Source organism: Lacticaseibacillus brantae DSM 23927, from assembly GCF_001436115.1.
GTDB classification, from domain to species: domain Bacteria; phylum Bacillota; class Bacilli; order Lactobacillales; family Lactobacillaceae; genus Lacticaseibacillus; species Lacticaseibacillus brantae.
The window spans coordinates 58,650-83,155 of sequence record NZ_AYZQ01000001.1; the positions used below are offsets into that span (position 1 = coordinate 58,650).

A 24,506-nucleotide genomic window follows, 5' to 3' on the forward strand; every position below is an offset into this window, starting at 1 on the left:
GAGGCCAACATGGACAATTATTCTTTAGATGATATCTTCATCCGCGATTTTGATCGCAAAACGCAAGAAATCGCCGTGGAGACTGAGGACTTGCGGGTCTTTTATGGTGATAATGAAGCCATTCATGGCGTTTCACTGCCGTTTGAGCGCTACAAAATCACCTCTTTAATTGGTGCTTCTGGGTCAGGGAAGTCCACGTTCCTTCGCTCCATCAATCGGATGAATGATAATATTGATGGGACCCGGGTGACGGGTAAAATTATGTATCGCGATGTGGATATTAATAGTGACAACGTGGATATTTATGAAATGCGGAAGCACATTGGAATGGTCTTTCAGCGCCCTAACCCATTTGCAAAATCAATCTATGACAATATCACATTTGCCCCGAAACGCTTCGGGGAGCATGATAAACAGAAACTCGATGAGATGGTTGAGACCAGTCTCAAGCAAGCGGCTCTCTGGGATCAAGTGAAAGATGACCTGCACCAAAGTGGGTTGTCACTGTCCGGTGGGCAGGCCCAACGGCTCTGTATCGCTCGGGCGATTGCCATGCAACCAGACATCTTGTTGTTGGATGAACCGGCTAGTGCGCTGGATCCAATTTCGACCTCAACTGTTGAAGAAACGCTGATGACATTGAAAGATCAGTACACGATTATTATCGTGACGCACAATATGCAACAAGCGGCTCGGATTAGTGATTATACGGCCTTTTTCTATAGCGGTAAGGCGCTGGAATATGATGAGACCCGAAAGATTTTTACCCGGCCAAAGATTAAAGCAACTGAAGATTACGTTTCTGGGCATTTTGGCTAGGAGGAATTTGAATGAGTGAAAAGGCAACTGTGATTACGAGTTCAGACGTGCATCTGTTTTATGGCAAATTTGAAGCCCTCAAAGGCATTAATCTCGACTTCAAGGAACACGAAATCACCGCATTGATCGGACCTTCTGGCTGCGGGAAGTCGACTTACCTCCGGTGCTTGAATCGGATGAATGACTTGATCGATGATGTCACCATTACGGGAAACATTGCCTTGCGGGGTGATAATATTTACGCCCCAACTGAAGATATTGTGCAACTACGTAAGCAAGTCGGGATGGTGTTCCAACAGCCTAATCCGTTCCCATTCTCCATTTATGAGAATGTGGTTTATGGCTTGCGGCTGGCTGGCGTGAAAGATCGGACTGTACTCGATGAAGCTGTTGAGTCAAGTCTCAAGGCGGCTGCCATCTGGGATGAAGTGAAAGATAAACTCAATGAAAGTGCCCTGTCTCTTTCTGGTGGTCAACAACAGCGGGTCTGCATTGCCCGGGTGTTGGCAGTGAAGCCTGATGTGATTCTCCTGGACGAGCCAACCAGTGCACTGGATCCAATTTCTAGTACGCAAATTGAAAATATGCTGTTAGAATTAAGAGATCAATATACAATTATTCTGGTGACCCACAACATGCACCAAGCATCACGGATTTCGGATCGGACGGCTTTCTTCTTACAAGGGAATCTAATTGAGTTCGATGAAACCAAGAAGATTTTCCTGAATCCGAGTCAAAAAGAAACCGAAGACTATATTACCGGTCGCTTCGGATAGGAGGAAATTATGCGGCAATTATTTGAAGATGAACTGAATGAATTACACGTTCGGTTCTCAGAAATGGGGATGATGGTCAATGAGGCCATCTTTAAATCCGTTAAGGCGTTCATTAATCATGATAAAGAATTGGCCCGGGAAGTGATTCGGGAAGATAAGCATATTAATGAACGTGAAGTTGAACTGGAAAAACACAGTTTTGAAATGATTGCCTTACAACAGCCAGTCACCACTGATTTACGGATGATTGTGACAATCATGAAGGCAAGCTCTGACTTGGAACGGATGGGGGACCACGCGGTTTCGATTGCGAAGTCAACCATTCGGGTCAAAGGTGAAACCCGGATCCCAGGCGTTGAAAAAGAAATTGCGGACATGTCGGCGGCCGTCAAGGCAATGGTTGAGCAAGTCCTCGACGCCTACGTCAAAGAAGACGACAAGCGGGCCCGGGCAATTGCCGAAGAGGATCATGGTATCAATGATTTCTCAAACGAAATTTACGAACGCTGTGTGGCCGAAATGCAGCGCGAACCCGATACCGTCGTTGGGGCCATGGATTACATGTTCGTCTCATCATATCTTGAACGGATTGGGGACTATGTCACCAACATCTGTGAGTGGATTGTTTACTTGAAGACCGGCAAGTTATTGGAACTCAACTCGAATGCCACTGAAGATGAATTCTAGTCGATAGTGACGACGAATCCCTTCGATTTTTCAAAAGCGTTGCTGGTTGCCGCCCGCAGCGCTTTTTGTGTGACTGAGCCGCAGAATGGCTTATTCCTGCAGGCGGAAATGAAAATCAACCTTAGGACCTATGCACATTTGCGAGGCAGCGCGCATACTATAACCATAGTCAAATAAGAAAAACCGGAGGGATAAATCCATGAATGAACGTGAACGGATTCTTGATTTAGTGAAGCAGGGTGTCATTTCCAGTGAAGAAGCACTCTTGCTTTTAGAAAATCTTGCCAAAAATACTGACCCCCACGCCCAAACTGAACAATCTGACAACCAACCAACTGATAACGAAGCGCTTGATGAAAATGAGCAAGAATTAAACGCCCTTAATACAGAAATTGCGGATGTATCAGGGAATTTAGCAGCAATCGAGACCCAACTTGCTAGCCTACGCAAGCAAGTGGCTGCTAATGAAGAACAGATTATTGTTTTGGACACGATGGAAGATCTTGATACACTCACGCAAGAGAAGTATCAGGAACGCGGCCAATTGAAACAAGAGAATCTGGCTTTGAACCAAGAAATCACGGAATTGAATCAACAACGCCCAGAACTACAAGCTGAACTGGCCGATTTAGAAGATCAAAAGCGCCAACTGACCAAGAAACGTTTCAGCGATGTCTTGCCTGATGACTGGCAAGATCAAGCGCGCGAACGACTCAACGATTTTGGCTCAACAATGCGCGACGCTTCATCGCAAATTGCTCACCTGGTGAAAGATACCGTTGGTAATGTGATGGATAACGTCGATTGGAAGGATATCACCATTAAGGTTCCTGGCTTGGCGACTGAAAAGTTCAGCCAAACTTTCGACTATCCCGATAGTCAAGCGACCATCCTTGATCTGAAGGTTGCCAATGGGGACGTTGTTTTTGAACCATGGGACAAACCAGGATTCAAAATTGATGCTGACATCAAGCTCTATGGCAAATTCAAGGAAGAAACACCCCTTGAAGCCTTTAATGCCCGGGCCCGGATTGACGTCAATGACGACCATCTAATTTTCCAAGTGCCAAACAAGCGTGTTTCTGCTGACTTGCATGTCTTCTTTCCAAGCCGCGAGTACGACCATGTGACTGTCCGGCTGTTGAATGGCGACGTTCGGTTTAATGAGATCCACGGTAAAGACTTCTATGTTAAGAGTACTAACGGTGACATTCAATTCTTAAAGAGCCAAGTGGTGATGATTGAAGCTCAAGGCGTGAATGGTGATATTAAGGTGAATGAGGGCACGGTGCATGATGTGTTCTTAGAAACGGTCAATGGTGATATTAAGTTAGCCAATTCACCAGAAACAGCCCAGATTACCACGGTCAATGGGACAATTCGCGCTACTTACCAGCAAGCATTCCATACCTTGTCGGCTAGCTCAGTGAACGGCGATGTGAAGTTGGCTTTCCCAACGACCGCCGCCCTCAATGGTCAGGCTAAAGCACGCTTGGGTGAGGTGAAGTCTCGGCTTGACCAAGTCCCGGCCAAGAAGAACAGTAAGTCGGTTGACTTGCAACGCGCTGGCGAAGGTGCCGGTGCCATCACCGTTTCCACGACGAGTGGTAGTATTTTACTCAAAGATTCAGACCAAAAATAATTAAATAAAGGAGGATTGGCTGATGCCTTTTCTACTAATACCATTGGTACTTTTCGGAGTCGGACTGCTGATTGCCGTCCCCTTGATGATCGGATTCTTCCTTTTACGGGTGCTGTTTATTCCGTTGCTAGTGATTGGCATTGTTTGGTGGGCGCTTTCTGGCGGCCGCCGGCAATTTCGGGGTAACGAGTTCGTCTATCATACGCGTCGCCACCACAAGCGCCGTTATGAGTGGGATCAACCAACACAAGCCCAACCCAAATCAAAGCAATCCCGCAAACCTGCGGAGAATGTTTCTGAAAAAGATGACGATAACTGGAGCGATTTTTAATGGGATTTTTTAAACGCACGATTCTCACGACATTAATTTTTGTCGCCTATGCGCAACTGTTTCCCACCCAATTGATGGTCAGCAGTTTTGGGGTAGCCCTTGTGGGTGCCTTGGTCTTAGGAATTCTCAACGGGATTATAAAACCCATCTTGAGTTTCCTCTCGTTTCCACTCACCATCATCACTTTCGGCCTATTCGCCATTGTGATTAATGCCTTGATGCTAAGTATGATGACTTGGTTCGTCCCTGGCATCGTGCTCAGTAGCTTCGGCAGCACATTATTGTTAGCCATCGTGATTTCCCTTGTCAGTGCCATTTTTGGGGATAGCCGCGATAACTAACGGTGTCATAGCTAAAAAACAGTCGTGCCTGACTCGATTTGAGTTAGCACGACTATTTTTTTGGCCAAAAATAGGGGTAGGGCAGGATTGGTGCTAAGGCGGCGTGATTGGAATTCGGTGAATTCTCTGCGGGCGCGGCCAAATCATGGTAAAATCAAACTATCTATTGTGAAAGTCAGGTGGAACCAATGGCAGATAGTGTCACGGTCGGGAAACTTGTAACCGCAACGAATCTTGAGGTTGTGAGTGGCTCAGATTATCTGAATGAACGCCGAATTGAGGTCAGCGACATTTCGCGGCCAGGCTTGGAATTAACCGGCTATTTTAATTATTATCCTCATGAACGAATTCAACTTTTTGGGCGGACTGAAATCTCTTTTGCTCGGAACATGACCAGTGATGAACGCTTGCTGATTTTCAAGCGCATGGCATCAGAAGACACACCTGCATTTCTCGTGTCCCGTGGGTTTGAACCACCGGTTGAAATGCTTGATGCTGCCGGCGCAATGCATATTCCAGTGCTGCGGTCAAAGTTACCTACCACGCGTTTATCCAGTTTAATTACTGAATATCTGGATGGCCAACTGGCTGAACGTCGGAGCATGCATGGTGTTCTTGTGGACATTTATGGCCTTGGGGTGCTGATCACTGGCGACTCTGGCGTTGGTAAATCCGAAACCGCTTTAGAACTGGTTCAACGTGGTCATCGGCTGATTGCGGATGACCGTGTGGATGTTTATCAGCAAGATGAACAGACCGTGGTGGGGGAAGCCCCAGCTATTTTGTCACACTTGTTGGAAATTCGCGGTATTGGGATTATTGATGTCATGAATCTGTTTGGCGCCGGCGCCGTGCGGGAGAACACTTCGATTTCTCTGATTGTCCATTTGGAAAACTGGAGTCCAGATAAGACTTTTGATCGCTTGGGCACCGGTGAGCAGTCACAGCAAATCTTTGATGTGCCTGTTCCTAAGATTACCGTTCCCGTGAAGGTTGGGCGTAACTTGGCAATCATCATTGAAGTAGCAGCGATGAACTTCCGGGCCAAGTCGATGGGCTATGACGCAACCAAGACTTTTGAGAATAACTTGAATAAACTGATTCAGACTAATTCGGGGGACGAAAACGCATGATGGCTGCATTAAATCCGATTGCGTTGCAACTTGGCGGCTTATCAATTCACTGGTATGGGATCATTATCGCCAGTGGGGTCTTGTTGGCTGTTTATCTCTCTAGCCAAGAAGCAAAGCGCCGCAACGTTAATGAAGATCATATTTTGAATTTAATTCTCTGGTCACTGCCGTTTACCTTAATTGGCGCTAGACTGTATTATGTTGCGTTTAAATGGCCATATTACGCGGCCCATCCAAGCGAAATCATTGCGATTTGGCATGGCGGGATTGCGATTTATGGTGGCTTGATTGCGGCAGTTTTAGTATTCATTGTCTACACCAGGGTTCAGTGGTTATCCATTTGGCTGATTCTGGACATTGTTTCGCCCACGGTGATGATTGCGCAGGCAATTGGCCGCTGGGGCAATTTCATGAACCAAGAGGCTTTTGGCGCTGTCACGAGCAAGGCGTTTCTTGAAGGCATTCATTTACCAAGCTTTATCATTCAGCAGATGTTTATCGACGGGGCTTATCGCCAACCGACATTTCTATACGAATCGTTCTGGAACTTAGTGGGCTTCGCGTTGATTATGTCGATTCGCCATCATCAGCACTGGTTTAAACAAGGTGAAATTTTCCTAAGCTATGTCATGTGGTACAGTTTTGGCCGTTTCTTTATCGAAGGCATGCGGACGGACAGTCTGTATGTGATTCCGGGGCTGCGGGCCTCACAACTTTTGTCGGTGATTCTGTTTATCAGTGCGATTGCCATTTGGGTTTATCGGCGCCGGCACAATAATTTGTGGTATCTGGATGGTAACGAACTCAAATACGCGAATTAGTCGCAACAAACATGATGTGCTTGGCACCGGCCTGGGTGAACTGACCCAGGCTTTTCATTTAAGGAGGACAACTTGTGTCAAAAATTGCAGTCTTAGGAGCAGGCTCGTGGGGAACCGTCCTCGCGAACCTTTTAACTGATAATGGGCAGAATGTCTACTTGTGGACACACAGTGCTGATCAGGCTCAGACTTTAACGACAACCCATATGAATGAACATTACTTAGGTGATTTCAAATTAAATCCCGACTTGCAGATTACGGCTAATCTGGAAACAGCGATTGGTGATGCCAGTGTTATTCTGTTCGTGGTCCCGACTAACGCCGTTCGCAGCGTGGCTGAACAGGTCCAACCATTCTTAGCGGCTCAGCCAAGTTGGCGGCCAATCCTGGCCCACGCGGCCAAGGGCTTGGAAAAGGGCACTGAATTACGCGTGTCTCAAGTCATTGATGAAGTGATTAAACCAGAGTTGACCAGCGGCTTAGTGGTGATTTCTGGCCCGAGTCATGCCGAAGATGTGGCGACTCATGACATTACCACGTTAACCGCGGCATCAACGTCATTGGCCGCGGCTAAGTCGATTCAGAAATTATTCATGAATGACTATTTCCGCCTGTACACCAATCAAGATGTGTTAGGCGTTGAAATGGGGGCGGCGTTGAAGAACGTGATTGCCATTGGCGCTGGGGCGTTACACGGTCTGGGCTATGGCGATAACACGAAAGCGGCCTTACTCACGCGGGGCTTGGCTGAAATTACGCGCTTGGGGGTTAAAATGGGCGCGGATCCATTAACCTTTATTGGTTTGTCTGGCGTGGGGGACTTAATTGTTACCGGCACCTCGGTGCATTCACGTAATTGGCGAGCTGGGAATGCGTTAGGTCAGGGTGAAACCCTTGCTAACGTTCTGGCAAATATGGGCATGGTGGTCGAAGGGGTCTCAACAGCCAAAGTTGTCCATGGGCTGGCGGCTGAACTGGGCGTCGAAATGCCGATTAGCGACGCCATCTATCGCGTCTTGTATGAAGATGCTCCACTCAAGCAGGTAATCGCAGACCTGATGAAACGCGACGGTAAACCTGAATTCGATTTTGAAATCGAGACTTTATAGACGACTTTACATTTCATTCAAAAAACAGTATAGTGTGTCAGATAGAAGCTTACCTTTTGTAAGCATTCATGAAGGAGGGCGCTTATGGCAAAACAATATGATGTCATTGTGATTGGTGCTGGCCCTGGTGGGATGACCGCAGCATTGTATGCTTCTCGGTCGAACCTTTCCGTATTAATGCTCGATCGGGGTATTTACGGCGGGCAGATGAACAATACGGCTGAAATCGAAAACTATCCAGGCTTTAAGTCAATTCTAGGCCCAGATCTTGGTCAACAAATGTATGATGGCGCGACCCAATTCGGCGCTGAATATGCCTATGGTAATGTCAGTCAGGTCATTAATGATGGCTTGTGGAAGCGGGTTATTACCGATGAAGAGACGTTTGAAGCCAAGGCAATTGTGATTGCCACTGGTGCTGAACACCGTAAATTAGGTGTTGAGGGTGAAGAAACCTACAGTGGTCGTGGTGTTTCTTACTGTGCGGTCTGCGATGGCGCGTTCTTTAAGAACCGTGAACTCGTTGTCGTTGGTGGCGGGGATTCTGCCATTGAAGAAGGGCTCTATTTGACGCAATTAGCTTCAAAGGTGACCGTTATTCATCGTCGTGACCAATTGCGGGCACAACAAATCATCCAGAAGCGGGCATTTGCCAACGACAAGATGAACTTTGTTTGGGATGCTCAAGTCGAAGATATTCTCGGTGATGACATGAAAGTCACCGGTGTGAAGTATGTCGATAAAGACACTGGTGAGGAACACGTTGTCCCTGCTAGTGGTGCCTTCATTTATGTCGGCATTAAGCCAATGACTGATTCATTCAAGGATTTAGATATCTTGGATGACGCCGGTTGGATTCCAACTGATGATGAAATGGCAACGCGTGTCCCTGGCGTCTTTGCAATCGGCGACGTTCGCGCGAAGAATCTGCGACAAATTACTACGGCTGTTGGTGAAGGTGGTCAAGCGGGCCAGAGTGTCTTCAACTACTTGCAAAGTCTTGAAGATGAAAAAATCAACGCCTAATCTCAGGTTAATTAAAATATAAATGTTTTTTTGAGCAAAAAATGCAACTACACCGATACCCAGTTCTTTGGTTCTGCCAAGGGGCTGGGTATTTTTGTGTCTAGGGTTGTAAGCGATTGCTTAAGTGGGTCCCGACTTCTATACTAATTATGGCGACAAGGGCACCAGGAATTCTTGCAAATGGAATTTTCCACCAAGCGTGGCATTATTCGGTATAATGTCAGTAACGAGACAGGAAAGAGGAGTCGACGATGAGTTTTCAAAGCGAATACGAAAAATGGGTCCAACAACCAAATCTTGATGTGAGTGTGCAGAAGAGCCTCGCAGCAATGAAAGACGACTTAGCCAGCCAAGAAGAAGCCTTCAGCGTGCCGATGTCCTTTGGCACGGCTGGGATGCGCGGCGTGATTGGTGCGGGGATTAACCGGATGAATGTCTATACCGTCCAACAAGCGACGGAGGGGTTAGCCCGATTCATGGACAGCTTGCCAGCCACTCAAAAGCAACAAGGGGTGGCCATCAGCTATGATTCGCGGTATATGAGTCAAGAATTTGCCTATACAGCAGCTGGTGTTTTGGCTGCACACAACATTCCTAGTTTTGTCTTTGATAGTTTACGGCCAACGCCTGAACTCTCATTTGCCGTGCGCTACCTCAAAACCTATGCCGGGATCATGATTACTGCCAGCCACAATCCGAAACAATATAATGGATACAAAATTTATGGTCCGGATGGTGGGCAGATGCCACCTGAGGAATCTGATTTGATCACTAAATATGTGCGTGAAGTCACTGATATTTTCGATATCAAGACTGTCGACGTTGAAACGATGCGTAGCAATAACTTGCTGAATTTGATTGGTGAAGATATTGATGAAGCTTATTACGCCGCGGTAGCGACAGTGACAATTAATCATGACCTCGTTCAGTCGGTCGGCAAGACGATGAAATTGGTGTATACGCCGTTGCATGGGACGGGCAGAATTCCCGCGCAAATGGTGTTGCGGAATGCCGGATTTGAAAACTTCAAATTGGTGGCCAAGCAGAGTATTGCCGATCCAGAATTTGCTACCACACCATTCCCTAACCCTGAATTTCCACAAACCTTTGATATGGCCAAAGTACTGGGGGAACAAGAACAGGCTGACGTGTTGATTGCAACAGACCCTGATGCGGATCGACTCGGGACGGCTGTTCGAGTTGGCGATGGCTATCAGTTGTTGACGGGTAACCAAATTGCTTCATTGCTGCTGCACTATATCCTGGAAGCGCGCAAGCAGGCGGGAACGTTACCGAAGAATGGGGCAGTCGTCAAGTCGATCGTCTCAACTGAATTGGCAACGGCTATCGCCAATGACTATGGGGTCGATATGATCAACGTTGAAACGGGCTTTAAGTTTATTGGTGACCAGATTAAACATTACGAGGCTACTGGTGAACATGAATTCCTCTTTGGTTTTGAAGAAAGCTACGGTTATTTGATTAAGCCATTTGTCCGTGATAAAGATGCTATTCAGTCAACCGTGTTGCTCGCTGAAGTAGCTGCGTATTACCAGGCCCAGAACATGACACTTTGGGACGGGATTCAGGCGTTGTACAAGCAGTACGGCTATTTCGCTGAGAAGACCGTTTCGGTTGATTTCGAGGGGGTTAGTGGTCCTAAAGAGATGGCTGACTTGATGACGAAGTTCCGCGATCATCAGCCAGCGGCCTTTTCTGGGGTTGCTGTCAGTCGAGTTGAAGATTATAAGCTCCAACAAGCGACTGATGATAATGGCGAAATCGCTAAGATTGATATGCCTGTCAGCGATGTGTTGAAATATATTCTGAGTGATGGTTCATGGATTGCCATTCGCCCATCAGGCACCGAACCAAAGGTGAAATTCTACGTGGGCACAAGTGCACCAGACGCACAAACGGCTAATCATAAATTGAATGATTTTGAGCAAGCTTTGACGGCCTTCCGGCAAGCAGAGTAATGCAAAAGCGGCAGGGCCGTAACTCTAAAGTTACGCTCTCTGCCGCTTTTTTGACGGGATGGCTATTGAGGCAGGTGGCAAACTGTGCTAACATTGGAGAAATTTTAACCAAAAAGGAGAGACACACATGGGAATGCACCAATTTATTCAAGGCTTAAACAATTTGGAAAGCTTACGGCGGGCGCCTGGATTCTTCAAGTATGCCGAACACAGTGTGGCGGCGCATTCCTTTAAGGTCGCAGAAATTGCTCAGATGTTGGGTGATATTGAAGAAGAGGCGGGGAATCCCGTCAACTGGCAAATGTTATACGAGAAGGCCTTGAATCATGATTACACCGAACGGTTTATTGGTGATATCAAAACACCAGTTAAATACGCCACACCAACGCTTCGGGAAATGCTTGCAGATGTTGAAGCATCCATGACGGAAAACTTCATTCAAAATGAAATTCCTGCCCCATTTCAAGATCGTTATCGGCGCCGTCTCTCTGAGGGTAAAGATGAAAGCTTGGAAGGTCAGATCCTATCCATTTCAGATAAAGTTGACTTGCTTTACGAATCTTTTGGCGAAATCGAGAAGGGCAATCCTGAACAGGTTTTTCTCGATATTTATACTGAGTCTTTGAGTACGATTCTTGATTTCAAATCACGGCCAAGCGTCCAGTATTTCCTCAAAAATGTCTTGCCAGATATGCTGGAAGAACAGTTCGGCGACCGTGATTTACTTGCACAATTGACTCGTGACACCTTGGCGGCTGCGGACGCTAAAGAGTAGCGAAAGTATGTTCGGTATGCTATAATTGTCGTACGAATAAAACAGGCGCAAAGCATTACAGCAGTTGCATAATCGACGCGTCATCGCCATTGTGCACTGCAGTGGCCTGTGAACAAAACATCATGTTTTGTCACAGGCCCTTTTATTTGCCTGATAGGGAGGTTTTTGGATGATCGAACGTATGAATGACCAGAAGTTTGACCTGGTATCCCCATATCAACCGGCCGGGGACCAGCCGACTGCAATAGACAAATTGGTCAAAGGGTTTGAATCGGGCAAGAAGGAACAAGTCCTCCTTGGCGCCACCGGGACCGGCAAAACGTTCACGATGAGTAACGTGATTGCCCAGGTGAACAAGCCGACATTAATTTTGTCACATAACAAGACATTGGCAGGCCAGCTGTATGGCGAATTCAAGGAATTCTTCCCCAATAATGCGGTTGAATACTTCGTGTCTTACTATGATTATTATCAACCAGAAGCTTATGTCCCTAGTTCAGACACTTATATTGAAAAAGACTCCGCCATTAATGACGAAATCGATAAACTTCGCCATAGTGCCACTAGTGCCTTGCTAGAACGCAATGACGTCATTGTCGTGGCTTCAGTGTCCTCCATCTTCGGGTTAGGGGATCCTCACGAGTATCGTGACCACGTGTTGTCACTGCGGCAAGGGATGGAAATTGATCGCAACACATTGTTGCGTAAATTAGTGGACATTCAATTTGATCGCAATGATATTGATTTTCAACGGGGCCGTTTTCGTGTCCGTGGTGATGTGGTTGAAATTTTTCCTGCTAGTCGTGATGATCATGCGATTCGGGTGGAATTCTTTGGTGACGAAATCGATCGAATTACTGAAGTCGATGCTTTGACGGGTGAAGTGTTGGGCGAGCGCGAACACGTCGCTATTTTCCCAGCGACTCACTTCATGACCAACGATGACCAAATGGAACACGCGATTACCAGCATTTCAGCTGAATTGACGGACCGTTTGGCCGTGTTGCGCGGCCAGAATAAGTTGCTTGAAGCCCAACGGTTGGAGCAGCGGACGAATTACGATATTGAGATGTTACGCGAAATGGGCTTTACCAGCGGCATTGAAAATTATTCCCGCCATATGGATGGCCGCCTGCCTGGCGAACCGCCATACACGCTGCTCGATTTCTTCCCGAAGGACTTCATGATTATGGTCGACGAAAGTCACGTGACCATGCCCCAGATTCGGGGGATGTATAACGGTGACCGGGCGCGCAAGCAAATGCTGATTGATTATGGGTTCCGGTTACCAAGCGCTTTGGACAACCGCCCGCTAAAAATCAACGAATTTGAAGAACACGTCAATCAGATCCTCTATGTCAGTGCGACTCCCGGCCCTTATGAAGAAGACCGGGTGCCAAAGGAAGACTTTGCGGAACAGATTATTCGGCCTACTGGTTTGTTAGACCCACAAATTGAAGTTCGGCCGATTATGGGCCAAATTGACGATTTGGTGTCTGAGATTAATGATCGCGTAGAGAAGAACGAACGCGTCTTCGTCACAACATTGACCAAGAAGATGGCTGAAGATTTAACGGATTACCTTAAAGAAATGGGGATTCGGGTTAAGTACCTGCACAGTGATATTAAGACGCTGGAACGGACGCAAATTATTCGTGATTTGCGACTTGGTAAGTTTGACGTCCTGATTGGGATTAACCTTCTGCGTGAAGGGATTGACGTGCCAGAAGTGTCACTGATTGCGATTCTAGATGCCGATAAGGAAGGATTCCTGCGGGCTGAACGGTCTTTGATTCAAACCATTGGTCGGGCGTCACGGAATTCGCATGGACGCGTCATTATGTACGCCGATAAAATGACGGATTCGATGAATGCTGCCATCAATGAAACGAAGCGTCGCCGTGGTATTCAAGAAGCTTATAACGAAGCGCACAACATTACACCAACGACCATTATCAAACCAATCCGTGACGCAATCAGTAGTCTGGAAAAAGTTGATACAGATGATGACAGTAACAAGACATTTGCCGAAGTTGACTTTGAAGATATGACCAAAGCCGATAAGCAGGCCTTGGTCAAGAACTTGCAAGAACAAATGCAAACTGCCGCAAAGAAGCTGGACTTTGAACAAGCGGCCAGCCTACGGGATACGATCTTAGAACTACAAGCAGATATGTAAGGAGTCGGATGTATGGCAAATGACAAAATTGTGATTCACGGGGCGCGCGCCCACAACTTAAAGAACGTTGATGTGACCCTTCCTAAGAACAAACTGGTGGTCATGACTGGGCTGTCAGGGTCCGGCAAGTCAAGCTTGGCCTTTGATACGCTGTATGCTGAAGGCCAACGCCGCTATGTTGAGAGTCTGTCGGCATATGCGCGCCAATTCTTAGGCCAGATGGACAAGCCAGACGTCGACTCAATTGATGGGTTGTCACCGGCTATTTCGATTGACCAGAAGACGACTTCAAAGAATCCTCGGTCAACCGTGGGGACAGTCACTGAAATCAATGATTATCTGCGGTTGCTCTGGGCGCGGGTGGGGACACCCATTTGTCCCAATGATGGCACAGTGATTTCCAGTCAATCAGTTGAACAGATGGTTGACCGGGTAATGGATTTGCCTGATAAAACGCGGATTCAGATTCTTTCGCCCGTAGTGCGCCAGAAGAAGGGTGCTCACAAGAAAGTTTTTGAAAAGATTTTGCGTGAGGGCTATGTCCGGATGCGGGTCGATGGCGAAGTGATGGACGCCAACAAGGACTACGAACTCGACAAGAATAAGAAACACGACATCGACATTGTCATTGACCGGATTGTAGTCAAAGACGAAGTGCGTAGTCGGTTGTTTGATTCTTTTGAAGCAGCACTGCGTTTGTCTGAAGGCTACGCTAACGTTGATGTCATTGGTGGCGAGCCATTAATCTTCTCTGAACACTATGCCTGCCCAATCTGTGGCTTCACAGTTGGCGAGATGGAACCACGGTTGTTCTCTTTTAATGCGCCCTTTGGTGCGTGCCCAGAATGTGATGGCTTAGGTCAGAAACTGACGGTTGATGTTGACCTGGTTGTCCCTGACCAAGACATGACCTTAGAAGAAGGCGCCATTGCCCCTTGGAATCCAATTAGCTCGCAATACTACCCAGCCATGCTGGAGCAGTTTGCCAAGCAATTCAAGATTCCCATGGACAAGCCGTTCAAGAAGCTGACCGATCGGCAAAAGGACCTCGTACTTAATGGCAGCGCCGGTAAGGACTTCCATTTTTACTATGAAAATGATTTTGGCGGGGTGCGGGATGTCGATGTGCCTTTTGAAGGCGTCCTGCCAAACATTTCCCGGCGTTACGCTGAAACTAATTCTGATTTCACTCGCGGCCAGATGCGGACTTATATGACTGCGTTAACTTGTCCAGTCTGCCATGGCAAGCGGTTGAACCGGCAAGCATTGGCAGTGAAGATTGGTGGCAGTGATATTGCGGATGCCAGCGATTTGCCAATCAAAGATGCCCTGCCATTCTTTGAAGGTGTCGATCTTTCTGAAGCCCAAGCCATGATTGCTCAGCCGATTGTGAAAGAAGTTGTTGATCGGCTGACCTTCCTGATGAATGTTGGTCTGGATTATCTGACTTTGAGTCGGAGTGCTGGGACCTTGTCAGGTGGGGAAGCCCAACGGATTCGGTTGGCTACTCAAATTGGGTCAAACTTATCGGGTGTGTTGTATATTCTAGATGAACCATCGATTGGTTTACACCAGCGAGATAACGCCCGTTTGATTGATTCCTTAAAGAAAATGCGCGACCTCGGGAATACCTTGGTTGTGGTTGAACATGATGAGGATACGATGCTGGCCGCGGATTACTTAGTCGACATCGGACCTGGTGCGGGTGAATATGGCGGCGAAGTGATGGCTGCCGGGACACCCGCGCAAGTCAAACGCGTTAAGAAATCCTTGACCGGTCAATACTTAGCCGGTAAAAAGTTCATTCCAGTTCCTGAAACCCGGCGCAAGGGCAACGGTAAAGCGATTCGCGTTGAAGGGGCAACAGAACATAACTTGAAGGACGTCAACGTTGATTTCCCACTTGGTGAATTCATCGCTGTGACTGGCGTCTCAGGTTCTGGGAAGTCCACTTTGGTGAATTCTGTGCTCAAGCGCGCCTTGGCGCAGAAGTTGTACCGCAACTCCGAAAAGCCAGGGGCTTACAAGAAGATTCTTGGCTATAAGAATATTGAAAAGTTAGTCGACATTGACCAAAGTCCAATTGGTCGGACCCCGCGGAGTAATCCGGCGACCTATACGAGTGTCTTTGACAACATTCGGGACCTCTTTGCGCAAACCAATGAAGCTAAGTTGCGTGGCTATAAGAAGGGACGCTTTAGTTTCAATGTTAAAGGCGGCCGCTGTGAGAATTGTAAGGGCGACGGGATTATCAAGATTGAAATGAATTTCTTGCCTGACGTCTATGTGCCCTGTGAAGTGTGTCATGGTCGGCGCTACAATTCTGAAACGCTTGAAGTGACCTATAAAGGGAAGAATATTGCGGAAGTCCTTGATATGACGATTGATGAAGCGGTTGACTTCTTTGCCCCAATTCCAAAGATTGCGCGTAAGTTGCAGACCATCATTGATGTTGGCTTGGGCTATGTCACCATGGGTCAAAGTGCGACGACCCTTTCTGGTGGGGAAGCCCAACGGATGAAGTTGGCCAGTGAATTGCAAAAGCTTTCCACGGGTAAAAACTTCTACATTCTGGACGAACCGACGACCGGGTTGCACACCGATGACATCAAGCGGCTGCTGGGTGTCTTGCAGCGCTTGGTTGATGAAGGTAATACTGTCTTAGTGATTGAACATAACTTGGATGTGATTAAGACTGCTGACTGGCTGATTGATCTTGGACCAGAAGGCGGCGATGGCGGGGGTCAAATCCTGGCCACTGGCACACCAGAAGCGATTGCTGAAGTGAAGAATAGTTATACGGGCCAATACTTGAAGCCAATCCTGGAACGCGACACAAGGCGGACCCTTGAGGCCAAGCACTAGTCGCGGTTAAAGCGCAAATCACGTTGCTGATTTGCGCTTTTTTAATGCCGATGCTGTTAAAAGAGGACAATCATTGCTCATTGTTGGACTTATCGGTATGATTAAAGCCATAAAGGGGTGAGCATATGTTTCAACAGAGACGTTTTGGTTTTGATTGGACTGAATTCTTAACAGGGATTGCTTTCTTAGTGGCCGCGGTCGTAATGCTGCGGAATCCGGGTGCAACCTTAGTCACATTGACATTTATTTTTGCCGTTGTGGCTATTGTTCGTGGGGTGACGACATTAGCCGCTTACAGCAAGCTGCGCGACGTTATTGGTGGTCGCGCCGGAATTACGCTTGTATCTGGGGTTCTTGATATTATTTTGGGGCTTTTATTCCTCTTCAATATTCCAGCTGGCGCATTGACCATCACTTATCTGTTTGCCTTTTGGTTCATTATGGATAGTGTCGTTGGGATTATCAGTGCCAGCCATTTACGGTCCGCTGGGACTGGTTGGTTTATCTTTGACCTGATCTTCCAAGTCCTAGGTTTGATTGTCGGGATTCTTCTTCTCATGAACCCGGTTGTGTCAGCCGTTGGCCTGGTGACGTTATTGGCGATGGCCTTCATCGTCTTTGGAATTACCGCGCTAGTTGTCGCTTTCGGGCGTCGGGGCGCATAATTGCAGCAAAGCAGCCTGCGGGCTGTTTTTTTTGCTCAAATTCGCAATGACACGCCCGGAATGTTATACTGAGCACAAGATAAAAAAGGAGGCAGTTGCATGACGGAGACATTAGATCTGGTTGTGATTACGGGTATGTCGGGGGCCGGCAAAACCGTCGCGATGCAAAGCTTTGAAGATTTAGGCTATTTCTGTGTGGACAATATGCCACCCGCACTATTGCCAAAGTTTTGGGAGTTGGTCAAAGAATCAGGTAAAGTGACCAAAATCGCGCTCGTGATTGATTTGCGAAGCCACGCGTTTTATGACGAGATTATCGATATGCTTGCCAACATCGAGAATACGGTCTTCGTGACCACTAAAATTGTCTTTCTTGATGCAACTGATGCCGAACTCGTCTCACGGTATAAAGAGACCCGCCGTTCCCACCCACTGGCCATGGACGGCCGCCTCATGGATGGCATCAAGAAAGAACGCGAGCTATTGACTGAATTGCGCAATCGGGCCCAGATGATTGTCGACACGACTGATTTGTCGCCGCGGCAATTACGCGAGAAGCTTTTCGTCGCGTTTAAGTCGAGCAGCCACCCAACTTTTCATATTGAGGTGATGTCGTTTGGGTTCAAATACGGCTTGCCGATTGATGCTGATATTGTCATGGATGTGCGATTCTTACCGAATCCGTACTACATCCCTGAATTTCGAAATGAGACCGGCTTGGATCAAGCTGTGTATGAGTATGTGATGGATCAACCTGCCGCTGAGCAGTTCTATAATCAGTTTTATAAGATGCTGGCCTCTATCATGCCGGCCTACCAAAAAGAAGGCAAGACCAGTGTCACGATTGCGATTGGCTGCACCGGCGGTCAACACCGCAGTGTCGCCTTTGCAGAACGGATTGGTAAGGCCTTTGGGACAGAATATGCGGTCGACATTACACATCGGGATATTAATAAACGGAAAGCGACGGTGAATCGGTCATGAGTGCAGATAATCGAATTATTCGCGTCATCAAGGGGCGGCGACCTAAAGTCGTTGTGATTGGCGGCGGGACAGGATTACCCGTGATTGTCAAAAGTCTCCACGAACAAAACGCGGATGTGACAGCGATCGTGACTGTGGCCGACGATGGCGGTTCATCAGGGATCATTCGGGATTATATCAACGTTGTGCCGCCTGGAGATATTCGGAACGTTTTAGCTGCCTTGTCTGACTTGCCAAGTCTGTATTTGGATATTTTTCAATATCGGTTCAATTCTAAGGACGCCTTTTTTGCGGGCCATGCGATTGGGAATTTGATTATCGCGGCCTTATCTGAAATGAAGGGCGGTATCTTTGACGCGGTTCAGCAACTCAGTCAAATGTTGAAAGTGGATGGTCATGTCTATCCGGCCAGCAATACCCCACTGACACTGAACGCTGAATTCACTGATGGGACAACTTTGTCTGGGGAGGCCGAGATTACTGGCGCGGGTAAACATATTCAACGCGTCTTTGTGACAGAATCGGATTTGAACGCCAAAGAACCACCTCAGGCTGTTAACCAGGTGATTGATGCGATTATGAATGCGGATGTCGTGGTGCTTGGCCCAGGTAGCTTGTTCACGAGTATTTTGCCTAACCTGATGATTTCTAACCTTGGGGATGCCGTGAAGGCGACTAAGGCGGAAATTATTTATATCGTCAATATCATGACGCAAAAAGGCGAAACAGAACACTTTACTGACGCTGATCATGTCCGTGTTTTGAATCGACACTTAGGTGAAGACTTTGTTGATACGGTGCTGGTGAACATCGCCCCCGTGCCGAGTGATTACCTTGATCATCAGAAGTACGATGAATATCTGGTCCCTGTGGAACACGATTACCAAGGTTTGCGCGATCTCGGCTGCCGGGTCATCTCGGCCGACTTTCTACAGTTGCGCAATCATGGCGTCTTTCATGATGGCGACAAGGTCGCAACTGAAATTTTAAATCTGGCCTTTCAAGTGGGCACAATGAAGAAGAGGCGATATTAATGGCAAGTTTTGCCAGTCAAGTGAAGAAAGAACTGACACAACTCGAAGTCCATCCGGAACATGCTAAGGCAGAATTATCTGCCTTGATTCGGATGAATGGTTCATTAGCGATTCAGGCTCATCAATTCGTGTTGAATGTCCAGACAGAGAACCCGGCGATTGCCCGCCGAATTTATGCCTTGATTCGCCAGGTTTACCATTTGGAAGCCAATTTGATTGTTCGAAAGAAAATGAAACTCAAAAAGAATAATCAGTACGTGGTCCGGTTGAGCACTGGAGTGAACGATGTCCTCGAAGATTTAGCGATTATCGATCGCGAGACGTTCGCCATTCAAACGAAGGTGGCTGAATCAACATTAAACGAGCCCCAACGGATGCGTTCCTATCTCCGTGGCGCCTTCTTGGCGGGGGGATCGGTGAACAATCCCGAGACATCCCGGTATCATTTGGAGATTTATTCACTGTATGCCGATCACAACCAGAACATCTTAGACATGATGAATCATTTCAACTTGAACGCACGAACTGTTGAACGGCGGTCAGGCTATATTGTCTATTTGAAGGAAGCTGAGAAAATCGCGGACTTCTTGCAAATTGTCGGTGCAACCAATGCCATGCTCAAGTTTGAAGACGTTCGTATTGTTCGCGACATGCGGAACTCCGTGAATCGGTTGGTGAATTGCGAAACGGCCAATTTGAATAAAACGATTGACGCCGCCCAACGCCAAATTGAGAATATTAATTATTTAAAAGAACATGTGGGTTTGGACAATTTACCGGACAAACTGCGGGAAATCGCAATTCTTCGGATTGAGCATCCTGATGTCTCTCTGAAGGAACTGGGTGACATGGTCCCAAGTGGGGTGATCTCGAAGTCGGGGATTAATCACCGGTTGCGCAAGCTAAATGAATTGGCTGAGCGCTATCAAAGTCCTCAAGAAGCATAAGCAAGGGTGATTGCTTTTATGAGAAAAGGGAATCAAAACTTGTCAATGCAAATTAATCGTGTACAATTTAGATATTAAAGGAGGCGAGTTAAAATGGTTGAACCACTTAGGTTAGATGATCAACTGTGTTTTGCGCTGTATAAGGCACAAAAGCAATTTAATCATTTCTATGCTAAAGCGTTAGCGCCATATCAATTGACGTATCCACAATACATTAGTTTATTGTCGCTGTATGAACATGGCACGATGTCTGTGAAGGCCTTAGGTCAAACGTTAGACCTTGATAGCGGGACTTTGACACCATTGTTGAAGCGGCTTGAAAAGGACGACTGGATCGTGCGCTCGCGCTCGACGGAAGATGAACGGCGGGTCGACGTTAGTTTGACTGACAAGGCTTTAGGATTGCGCGACGAAATCTTTGCTCATGTTGGAAGCTGCATGGAGCTTTTGGACATGGCGCCTGAAGTCTATGCTATGATTCGTGGCAATGTGGCTGAGGTTGACTCACAGCTCAGTAAGATTGACGATGAACAATTAACCGCGATGAAATAGGACCCACTTGGACAATTTCAGGTAAAAAGGCTTGGCGAAATTGTCTCAAGCAGGTATAATATTTTGTTGTACGGAGGGCTGGCAGAGCGGTCGAATGCACTGGTCTTGAAAACCAGCAATGGTGATGAGCCATTCAAGGGTTCGAATCCCTTGCCCTCCTTAATGAACCGTTTCGGCGGTTCTTTTTATTTTCAGATGGCTTTTGCAAAAATCTGCTTGCAATTGCCGGGTGTTTCCCGTATTATAATCAAGTACTTTGCGCGGTTAGTGTAATGGATCGCACGTGAGATTCCGGTTCTCGAAATCCGGGTTCGACTCCCGGGCTGCGCACTTTTATTACAGAGCCACTTGATAGTTGGCTTTACAAAAAAGCCACACCAGAAAAATGGTGTGGCTTTTTTGTGTTTCAGTTCGCATTGAAAATTAAAAGCTCAACATCCTTTTGCGATGGACAATAAGTTTACGGGGATGCCTGGATGCGGGCCTACTAGTTTTAAGATAGCCGCTTTTTACCAAAACTTCCCACTCAAGATAAAGCCCAAATTAACAGGTGAATTTTTTAAGTTACCATGCTGATACATAGGCAGCAATCTGGGTGTTCACAGATTTGTATGCTTCTTTGAACTCTTCTTTAGTTTTTCGAGCTTGGTAGTGTGGCATACTATCGATTATTTCAACCTGATGACCAGCATGGGCAAATCTTTCCTTGATTGCCTTTTGAATGTACTTTGGCTTTAAACTGGTGTGCATTGAGACGATGACAAAATGTCGAGGAACTTCAAGAATGTCCACCAACTCATGGACCAAGCCGTCCGCGTTATGACTCACTAGTTCTCTGCGACTTGCGCCTTTGTATTCCTTAAAAAGCTCAGCGGCAGTGGAAGTAGGGAGCCCCGTTGCGACAAATTTTGTGTCATCAAGCGGGTACTTGAAGAAGTCGGTCATGTACGCTCCATGAATGTAGTCGTGCCGCATCTGTAAATTCCTATGGTTTAAAGATTTTTGACCATATTTCTTCCCGTACTGGTTAGACATGTAATTCATGGATTGCCATATCTCTAAGATTTTGGCGGAATCATGGTGAACGGCATTAATTTTTGCCTTGATGGCCGCAGGAACGCCAAAGTTTAACCCGAGTAAAATTACTGATTTGTTAAGACAGGGCTCTAAGTGCGCAGAAAAGTGCTCAGAATCGACGATCAGATCCTCTGCCGCAGATTTGTATCTTCCAAGCGGTGTGCTGTTACTTTCTGGTTTCGGCCAGTAAGCAAAACTACCAACGTGGGCCAGTTTGTTACTGACGTTGCGATATTCTTTTTCAGTCAATCGGGATTGTTCCTGAAATTCTTTCCAATTCATATCTTCCTCCAACAAAGATTTATTTAGTACACCCATAATATACATTATATCGAGGAATTTTTCTCTTCCAATTGTTATTTATTTGGACTTCTCGACCACGAATAATAATATACATTCGTTGATTTTTCGTAAGCGTTCTTTTAAACGGGGCGATTTTTCGCTGCGCGTGCGATGGAGAAAAGTGCTTCACGATGAGTTTGACATTTAGGGTCAAGTGAGACTTTGGCGAAGATAAAGGAAATTCGAACCAAGAAGACCTTTAAGAAGGAACGAGCTGGATTAAATTTTGCAGATATTGTTTCATCAAATATTTTTACTCAGCACTCCCGGGCTGCGCAGCTAATGAAAGTCGTGTTAACCTTTTTCGGTTGGCACGATTTTTTTACATTTTTTAGGGCAAAATAGTTTGACCTTTGCTGACTTTCGTTTTATACTTAGCACTGTACTTTAAAGAGTGCTAATTTAATTACGTATACAACAGGAGGCGTCAAATGTTAGTTCCTACAGTTGTTGAACAAACGAGTCGTGGCGAACGTGCCTACGATATTTACTCTCGCTTATTGAAGGACCGGATCATCATGTTATCCGGTGAAATTAACGACCAAGTCGCTAACTCAATCATTGCTCAATTGCTTTTCCTTGATGCACAGGATTCCGAGAAGGATATCTACTTGTACATCAACTCACCAGGTGGGGTTATCACCAGTGGCTTGGCAATCTTGGATACAATGAACTTTATCAAGTCTGACGTCCAAACTATTGCCATTGGGATGGCAGCGTCCATGGCTTCCGTTCTGTTAGCAGGCGGGACCAAGGGCAAGCGCTTTGCATTGCCAAACTCTGAAGTTTTGATTCACCAACCTTTAGGTGGCGCGCAAGGTCAACAGACTGAAATTGAAATTGCGGCTGAACAGATTTTGAAGGCTCGTCAAAAGCTGAATCAAATCTTATCTGACGCAACAGGTAAGAGTGTTGAAACCATTAAGAAAGATACTGATCGGGACCACTATTTGACCGCTGATGAAGCGAAGGAATATGGCTTGATCGATGAAGTGATGGTCAACAAAGCTAAGTAAGACGATCTAAACTAAAGGGCCCGGAAACGGGCTTTTTTTATACATATAATTAGAAATAGATGAGGAATGGCCCGAACTTGGATAAACTGTCATAGGCTTCGTTCAATGAAATATGAAAATTTCCGAATGATTATGACGGTATCTGACTGAAAGTCCCATTTCTTTCGTTTCACGCTTGTTTCACTTTGGTGAGGTTTGTAACTTGATGACTAAACTTGCACCAGGGTGACAAGGTTGATATAATGAGCTTGTTGGTAAGGGAGAACAGGTACAGTACTTGGGATTCCTAATTTTTTTAACTGACATGGGTCACCAAATGTCACGGCTGGCCATTCAACGACCCACATGAGGGAAAAGCTTATGCATTCTGATTTTGCCTGGATTGAAACGATTGCACCTGATTTGCTAGGTGTTATTACCAAACGGTATCAGATCCTTCAGTATGTGAGTTGGATGGCGCCAGTTGGCCGCCGAACCTTAGCTGAGCAGATGAAGATTTCTGAACGCGTCTTACGGACCGATACGGATTTCCTTCGTCATCAAGGCTTACTCGAAAGTTCCAAGTCGGGCATGGTTCTTACAGCCAAGGGGATTGACGTTTTTCACGGATTGGATCAGCTCATGAATGAATTATTGGGCGTTCAAGAAGATGAGAAACGTTTGGCCGAGATTCTTGGCATCGATCATTGCTTAATTGTTTCGGGAGATGCGGATCAAAGTAGTCGCATTCTTGATGAATTAGGCAAGTGTTTGGACCAAACCCTGCAGCTGATTTTGCCTTCTGGCAACTTCACGATTGCTGTCATGGGCGGCACAACCATGGCCCGCGTGGCCACACAACTGAGCTACAAGCTTTCTGCCGGTCGAGAACTAACTTTTGTCCCTGCTCGGGGTGGGGTTGGTGAAGCGGTTGATATTCAAGCTAATTCAGTTGCGGAAAGTATGGCCGATGCCACTGGTAGTAAGTACCGGGTCCTGTATGTTCCTGAAAACGTCAGTGCCAAAACTTACCAGCCACTTTTGAACGAACCAGCGGTCAAGGAAGTGCTTTCGCTTATTGACAATTCGCAGGTTGTGATTCATAGTGTAGGGGACGCATTGGTGATGGCACATCGCCGTCAGATGTCGTCAGATACGATTCAAATGTTGTCTGAACACCATGCAGTTGCAGAAACTTTTGGCACGTTCTTCGACAAAGATGGTCGTATCATTTATAAGATCCCAAGAATCGGTTTACAGATTCCGGATCTTGATCAAATTCCGTATGTGTTTGCGGTTGCCGGCGGCAAGAGTAAAGCCCAAGCAATCGTCGCATACATGCACAACGCACCGAAACAGACGTGGTTGATCACGGATGTCGGTGCTGCCCAAATGATTTTAACAGGGGAAACCCGTTAGAATAAAAC

22 protein-coding genes and 2 tRNA genes are annotated in these 24,506 nt (G+C 46.7%); 23 read left to right on the plus strand and 1 reads right to left on the minus strand.

Going from position 1 to position 24,506, the window contains the following annotated elements; translation table 11 throughout:
* Positions 1-9 precede the first annotated feature (9 nt).
* The 21 genes from pstB (FC34_RS00290) to FC34_RS00390 all read left to right on the plus strand — a co-directional run bounded on the left by pstB (FC34_RS00290) (position 10) and on the right by FC34_RS00390 (position 20,995).
* On the plus strand, positions 10-819 hold the full coding sequence (pstB, locus tag FC34_RS00290) for a phosphate ABC transporter ATP-binding protein PstB (protein ID WP_057893385.1): 810 nt from the start codon (positions 10-12) through the stop codon (positions 817-819).
* An 11-nt stretch (positions 820-830) separates the two neighbouring features.
* Entirely contained in the window at positions 831-1,595 is a 765-nt protein-coding gene (gene pstB / locus FC34_RS00295; RefSeq protein ID WP_057893386.1) for a phosphate ABC transporter ATP-binding protein PstB, read from the plus strand.
* A gap of 9 nt (positions 1,596-1,604) precedes the next feature.
* Positions 1,605-2,282: a phosphate signaling complex protein PhoU gene (phoU, locus tag FC34_RS00300; RefSeq protein WP_057893387.1), complete on the plus strand. Its 678-nt coding sequence runs from the start codon at positions 1,605-1,607 to the stop codon at positions 2,280-2,282.
* A 199-nt stretch (positions 2,283-2,481) separates the two neighbouring features.
* Positions 2,482-3,924 carry a daptomycin-sensing surface protein LiaX gene (liaX, locus tag FC34_RS00305; RefSeq protein WP_057893388.1) on the plus strand — a complete coding sequence of 481 codons (1,443 nt, stop codon included), beginning with the start codon at positions 2,482-2,484 and terminating at the stop codon, positions 3,922-3,924.
* Between the two features lie 22 nt (positions 3,925-3,946).
* Positions 3,947-4,255 (plus strand): hypothetical protein, encoded by a 309-nt coding sequence (locus FC34_RS00310; RefSeq protein ID WP_057893389.1) that lies wholly within the window; start codon positions 3,947-3,949, stop codon positions 4,253-4,255.
* Entirely contained in the window at positions 4,255-4,596 is a 342-nt protein-coding gene (locus FC34_RS00315; RefSeq protein WP_057893390.1) for a phage holin family protein, read from the plus strand. The genes FC34_RS00310 and FC34_RS00315 overlap by 1 nt, the downstream gene beginning before the upstream one ends.
* Before the next feature lie 188 nt (positions 4,597-4,784).
* On the plus strand, positions 4,785-5,729 hold the full coding sequence (hprK, locus tag FC34_RS00320) for an HPr(Ser) kinase/phosphatase (protein WP_057893391.1): 945 nt from the start codon (positions 4,785-4,787) through the stop codon (positions 5,727-5,729).
* On the plus strand, positions 5,726-6,550 hold the full coding sequence (lgt, locus tag FC34_RS00325; protein ID WP_057893392.1) for a prolipoprotein diacylglyceryl transferase: 825 nt from the start codon (positions 5,726-5,728) through the stop codon (positions 6,548-6,550). The genes hprK and lgt overlap by 4 nt, the downstream gene beginning before the upstream one ends.
* 74 nt (positions 6,551-6,624) lie before the next feature.
* Positions 6,625-7,659 carry an NAD(P)H-dependent glycerol-3-phosphate dehydrogenase gene (locus FC34_RS00330; protein WP_057893393.1) on the plus strand — a complete coding sequence of 345 codons (1,035 nt, stop codon included), beginning with the start codon at positions 6,625-6,627 and terminating at the stop codon, positions 7,657-7,659.
* A gap of 84 nt (positions 7,660-7,743) precedes the next feature.
* Positions 7,744-8,685 carry a thioredoxin-disulfide reductase gene (gene trxB / locus FC34_RS00335; RefSeq protein WP_057893394.1) on the plus strand — a complete coding sequence of 314 codons (942 nt, stop codon included), beginning with the start codon at positions 7,744-7,746 and terminating at the stop codon, positions 8,683-8,685.
* Positions 8,686-8,936: 251 nt separating this feature from the next.
* Entirely contained in the window at positions 8,937-10,664 is a 1,728-nt protein-coding gene (locus FC34_RS00340) for a phospho-sugar mutase (protein WP_057893395.1), read from the plus strand.
* A gap of 127 nt (positions 10,665-10,791) precedes the next feature.
* Entirely contained in the window at positions 10,792-11,439 is a 648-nt protein-coding gene (locus tag FC34_RS00345; RefSeq protein WP_057893396.1) for a YfbR-like 5'-deoxynucleotidase, read from the plus strand.
* A 169-nt stretch (positions 11,440-11,608) separates the two neighbouring features.
* A complete protein-coding gene (uvrB, locus tag FC34_RS00350) occupies positions 11,609-13,618 on the plus strand; it encodes an excinuclease ABC subunit UvrB (protein ID WP_057893397.1) in 2,010 nt (669 codons plus the stop codon).
* Between the two features lie 12 nt (positions 13,619-13,630).
* Positions 13,631-16,483, plus strand: a complete 2,853-nt coding sequence (uvrA, locus tag FC34_RS00355; RefSeq protein WP_057893398.1) for an excinuclease ABC subunit UvrA — start codon at positions 13,631-13,633, stop codon at positions 16,481-16,483.
* A 125-nt stretch (positions 16,484-16,608) separates the two neighbouring features.
* Positions 16,609-17,148, plus strand: coding sequence for an HdeD family acid-resistance protein (locus FC34_RS00360; RefSeq protein ID WP_057893399.1), 540 nt, complete (start codon positions 16,609-16,611; stop codon positions 17,146-17,148).
* A gap of 99 nt (positions 17,149-17,247) precedes the next feature.
* Positions 17,248-18,132 (plus strand): RNase adapter RapZ, encoded by an 885-nt coding sequence (gene rapZ, locus FC34_RS00365; protein WP_057893400.1) that lies wholly within the window; start codon positions 17,248-17,250, stop codon positions 18,130-18,132.
* Positions 18,129-19,166 carry a gluconeogenesis factor YvcK family protein gene (locus tag FC34_RS00370; protein WP_057893401.1) on the plus strand — a complete coding sequence of 346 codons (1,038 nt, stop codon included), beginning with the start codon at positions 18,129-18,131 and terminating at the stop codon, positions 19,164-19,166. The genes rapZ and FC34_RS00370 overlap by 4 nt, the downstream gene beginning before the upstream one ends.
* Positions 19,166-20,113: a DNA-binding protein WhiA gene (gene whiA, locus FC34_RS00375; protein ID WP_057893402.1), complete on the plus strand. Its 948-nt coding sequence runs from the start codon at positions 19,166-19,168 to the stop codon at positions 20,111-20,113. Before FC34_RS00370 ends, whiA begins: the two co-directional genes overlap by 1 nt.
* A gap of 93 nt (positions 20,114-20,206) precedes the next feature.
* Positions 20,207-20,665: a MarR family winged helix-turn-helix transcriptional regulator gene (locus FC34_RS00380; RefSeq protein WP_057893403.1), complete on the plus strand. Its 459-nt coding sequence runs from the start codon at positions 20,207-20,209 to the stop codon at positions 20,663-20,665.
* A gap of 72 nt (positions 20,666-20,737) precedes the next feature.
* Positions 20,738-20,825: transfer RNA gene (locus tag FC34_RS00385), tRNA-Ser, on the plus strand.
* 98 nt (positions 20,826-20,923) lie between these two features.
* A tRNA-Arg gene (locus FC34_RS00390) sits at positions 20,924-20,995 on the plus strand.
* Between the two features lie 234 nt (positions 20,996-21,229).
* Here FC34_RS00390 and FC34_RS00395 read toward each other — a convergent pair.
* Positions 21,230-22,024 carry a hypothetical protein gene (locus tag FC34_RS00395; RefSeq protein WP_057893404.1) on the minus strand — a complete coding sequence of 265 codons (795 nt, stop codon included), beginning with the start codon at positions 22,022-22,024 and terminating at the stop codon, positions 21,230-21,232.
* Positions 22,025-22,515: 491 nt separating this feature from the next.
* On the opposite strand from FC34_RS00395, the gene clpP reads away from it, so the two are divergent.
* Together clpP and FC34_RS00405 are read left to right on the plus strand one after the other, a co-directional pair.
* Entirely contained in the window at positions 22,516-23,100 is a 585-nt protein-coding gene (gene clpP, locus FC34_RS00400) for an ATP-dependent Clp endopeptidase proteolytic subunit ClpP (RefSeq protein ID WP_057893405.1), read from the plus strand.
* A gap of 360 nt (positions 23,101-23,460) precedes the next feature.
* Complete coding sequence (locus tag FC34_RS00405; RefSeq protein WP_057893406.1) at positions 23,461-24,498, plus strand: sugar-binding transcriptional regulator; 1,038 nt, start codon at positions 23,461-23,463, stop codon at positions 24,496-24,498.
* Positions 24,499-24,506: the final 8 nt, after the last annotated feature.

Bases quoted from the DNA above. Each gene is read 5' to 3' on its own strand.
- pstB (WP_057893385.1), top strand. From the start codon at position 10: ATGGACAATTATTCTTTAGATGATATCTTCATCCGCGATTTTGATCGC.
- pstB (WP_057893386.1), top strand. From the start codon at position 831: ATGAGTGAAAAGGCAACTGTGATTACGAGTTCAGACGTGCATCTGTTT.
- phoU (WP_057893387.1), top strand. From the start codon at position 1,605: ATGCGGCAATTATTTGAAGATGAACTGAATGAATTACACGTTCGGTTC.
- liaX (WP_057893388.1), top strand. From the start codon at position 2,482: ATGAATGAACGTGAACGGATTCTTGATTTAGTGAAGCAGGGTGTCATT.
- FC34_RS00310 (WP_057893389.1), top strand. From the start codon at position 3,947: ATGCCTTTTCTACTAATACCATTGGTACTTTTCGGAGTCGGACTGCTG.
- FC34_RS00315 (WP_057893390.1), top strand. From the start codon at position 4,255: ATGGGATTTTTTAAACGCACGATTCTCACGACATTAATTTTTGTCGCC.
- hprK (WP_057893391.1), top strand. From the start codon at position 4,785: ATGGCAGATAGTGTCACGGTCGGGAAACTTGTAACCGCAACGAATCTT.
- lgt (WP_057893392.1), top strand. From the start codon at position 5,726: ATGATGGCTGCATTAAATCCGATTGCGTTGCAACTTGGCGGCTTATCA.
- trxB (WP_057893394.1), top strand. From the start codon at position 7,744: ATGGCAAAACAATATGATGTCATTGTGATTGGTGCTGGCCCTGGTGGG.
- FC34_RS00340 (WP_057893395.1), top strand. From the start codon at position 8,937: ATGAGTTTTCAAAGCGAATACGAAAAATGGGTCCAACAACCAAATCTT.
- FC34_RS00345 (WP_057893396.1), top strand. From the start codon at position 10,792: ATGGGAATGCACCAATTTATTCAAGGCTTAAACAATTTGGAAAGCTTA.
- uvrB (WP_057893397.1), top strand. From the start codon at position 11,609: ATGATCGAACGTATGAATGACCAGAAGTTTGACCTGGTATCCCCATAT.
- uvrA (WP_057893398.1), top strand. From the start codon at position 13,631: ATGGCAAATGACAAAATTGTGATTCACGGGGCGCGCGCCCACAACTTA.
- FC34_RS00360 (WP_057893399.1), top strand. From the start codon at position 16,609: ATGTTTCAACAGAGACGTTTTGGTTTTGATTGGACTGAATTCTTAACA.
- rapZ (WP_057893400.1), top strand. From the start codon at position 17,248: ATGACGGAGACATTAGATCTGGTTGTGATTACGGGTATGTCGGGGGCC.
- FC34_RS00370 (WP_057893401.1), top strand. From the start codon at position 18,129: ATGAGTGCAGATAATCGAATTATTCGCGTCATCAAGGGGCGGCGACCT.
- whiA (WP_057893402.1), top strand. From the start codon at position 19,166: ATGGCAAGTTTTGCCAGTCAAGTGAAGAAAGAACTGACACAACTCGAA.
- FC34_RS00380 (WP_057893403.1), top strand. From the start codon at position 20,207: ATGGTTGAACCACTTAGGTTAGATGATCAACTGTGTTTTGCGCTGTAT.
- FC34_RS00395 (WP_057893404.1), bottom strand. From the start codon at position 22,024: ATGAATTGGAAAGAATTTCAGGAACAATCCCGATTGACTGAAAAAGAA.
- clpP (WP_057893405.1), top strand. From the start codon at position 22,516: ATGTTAGTTCCTACAGTTGTTGAACAAACGAGTCGTGGCGAACGTGCC.
- FC34_RS00405 (WP_057893406.1), top strand. From the start codon at position 23,461: ATGCATTCTGATTTTGCCTGGATTGAAACGATTGCACCTGATTTGCTA.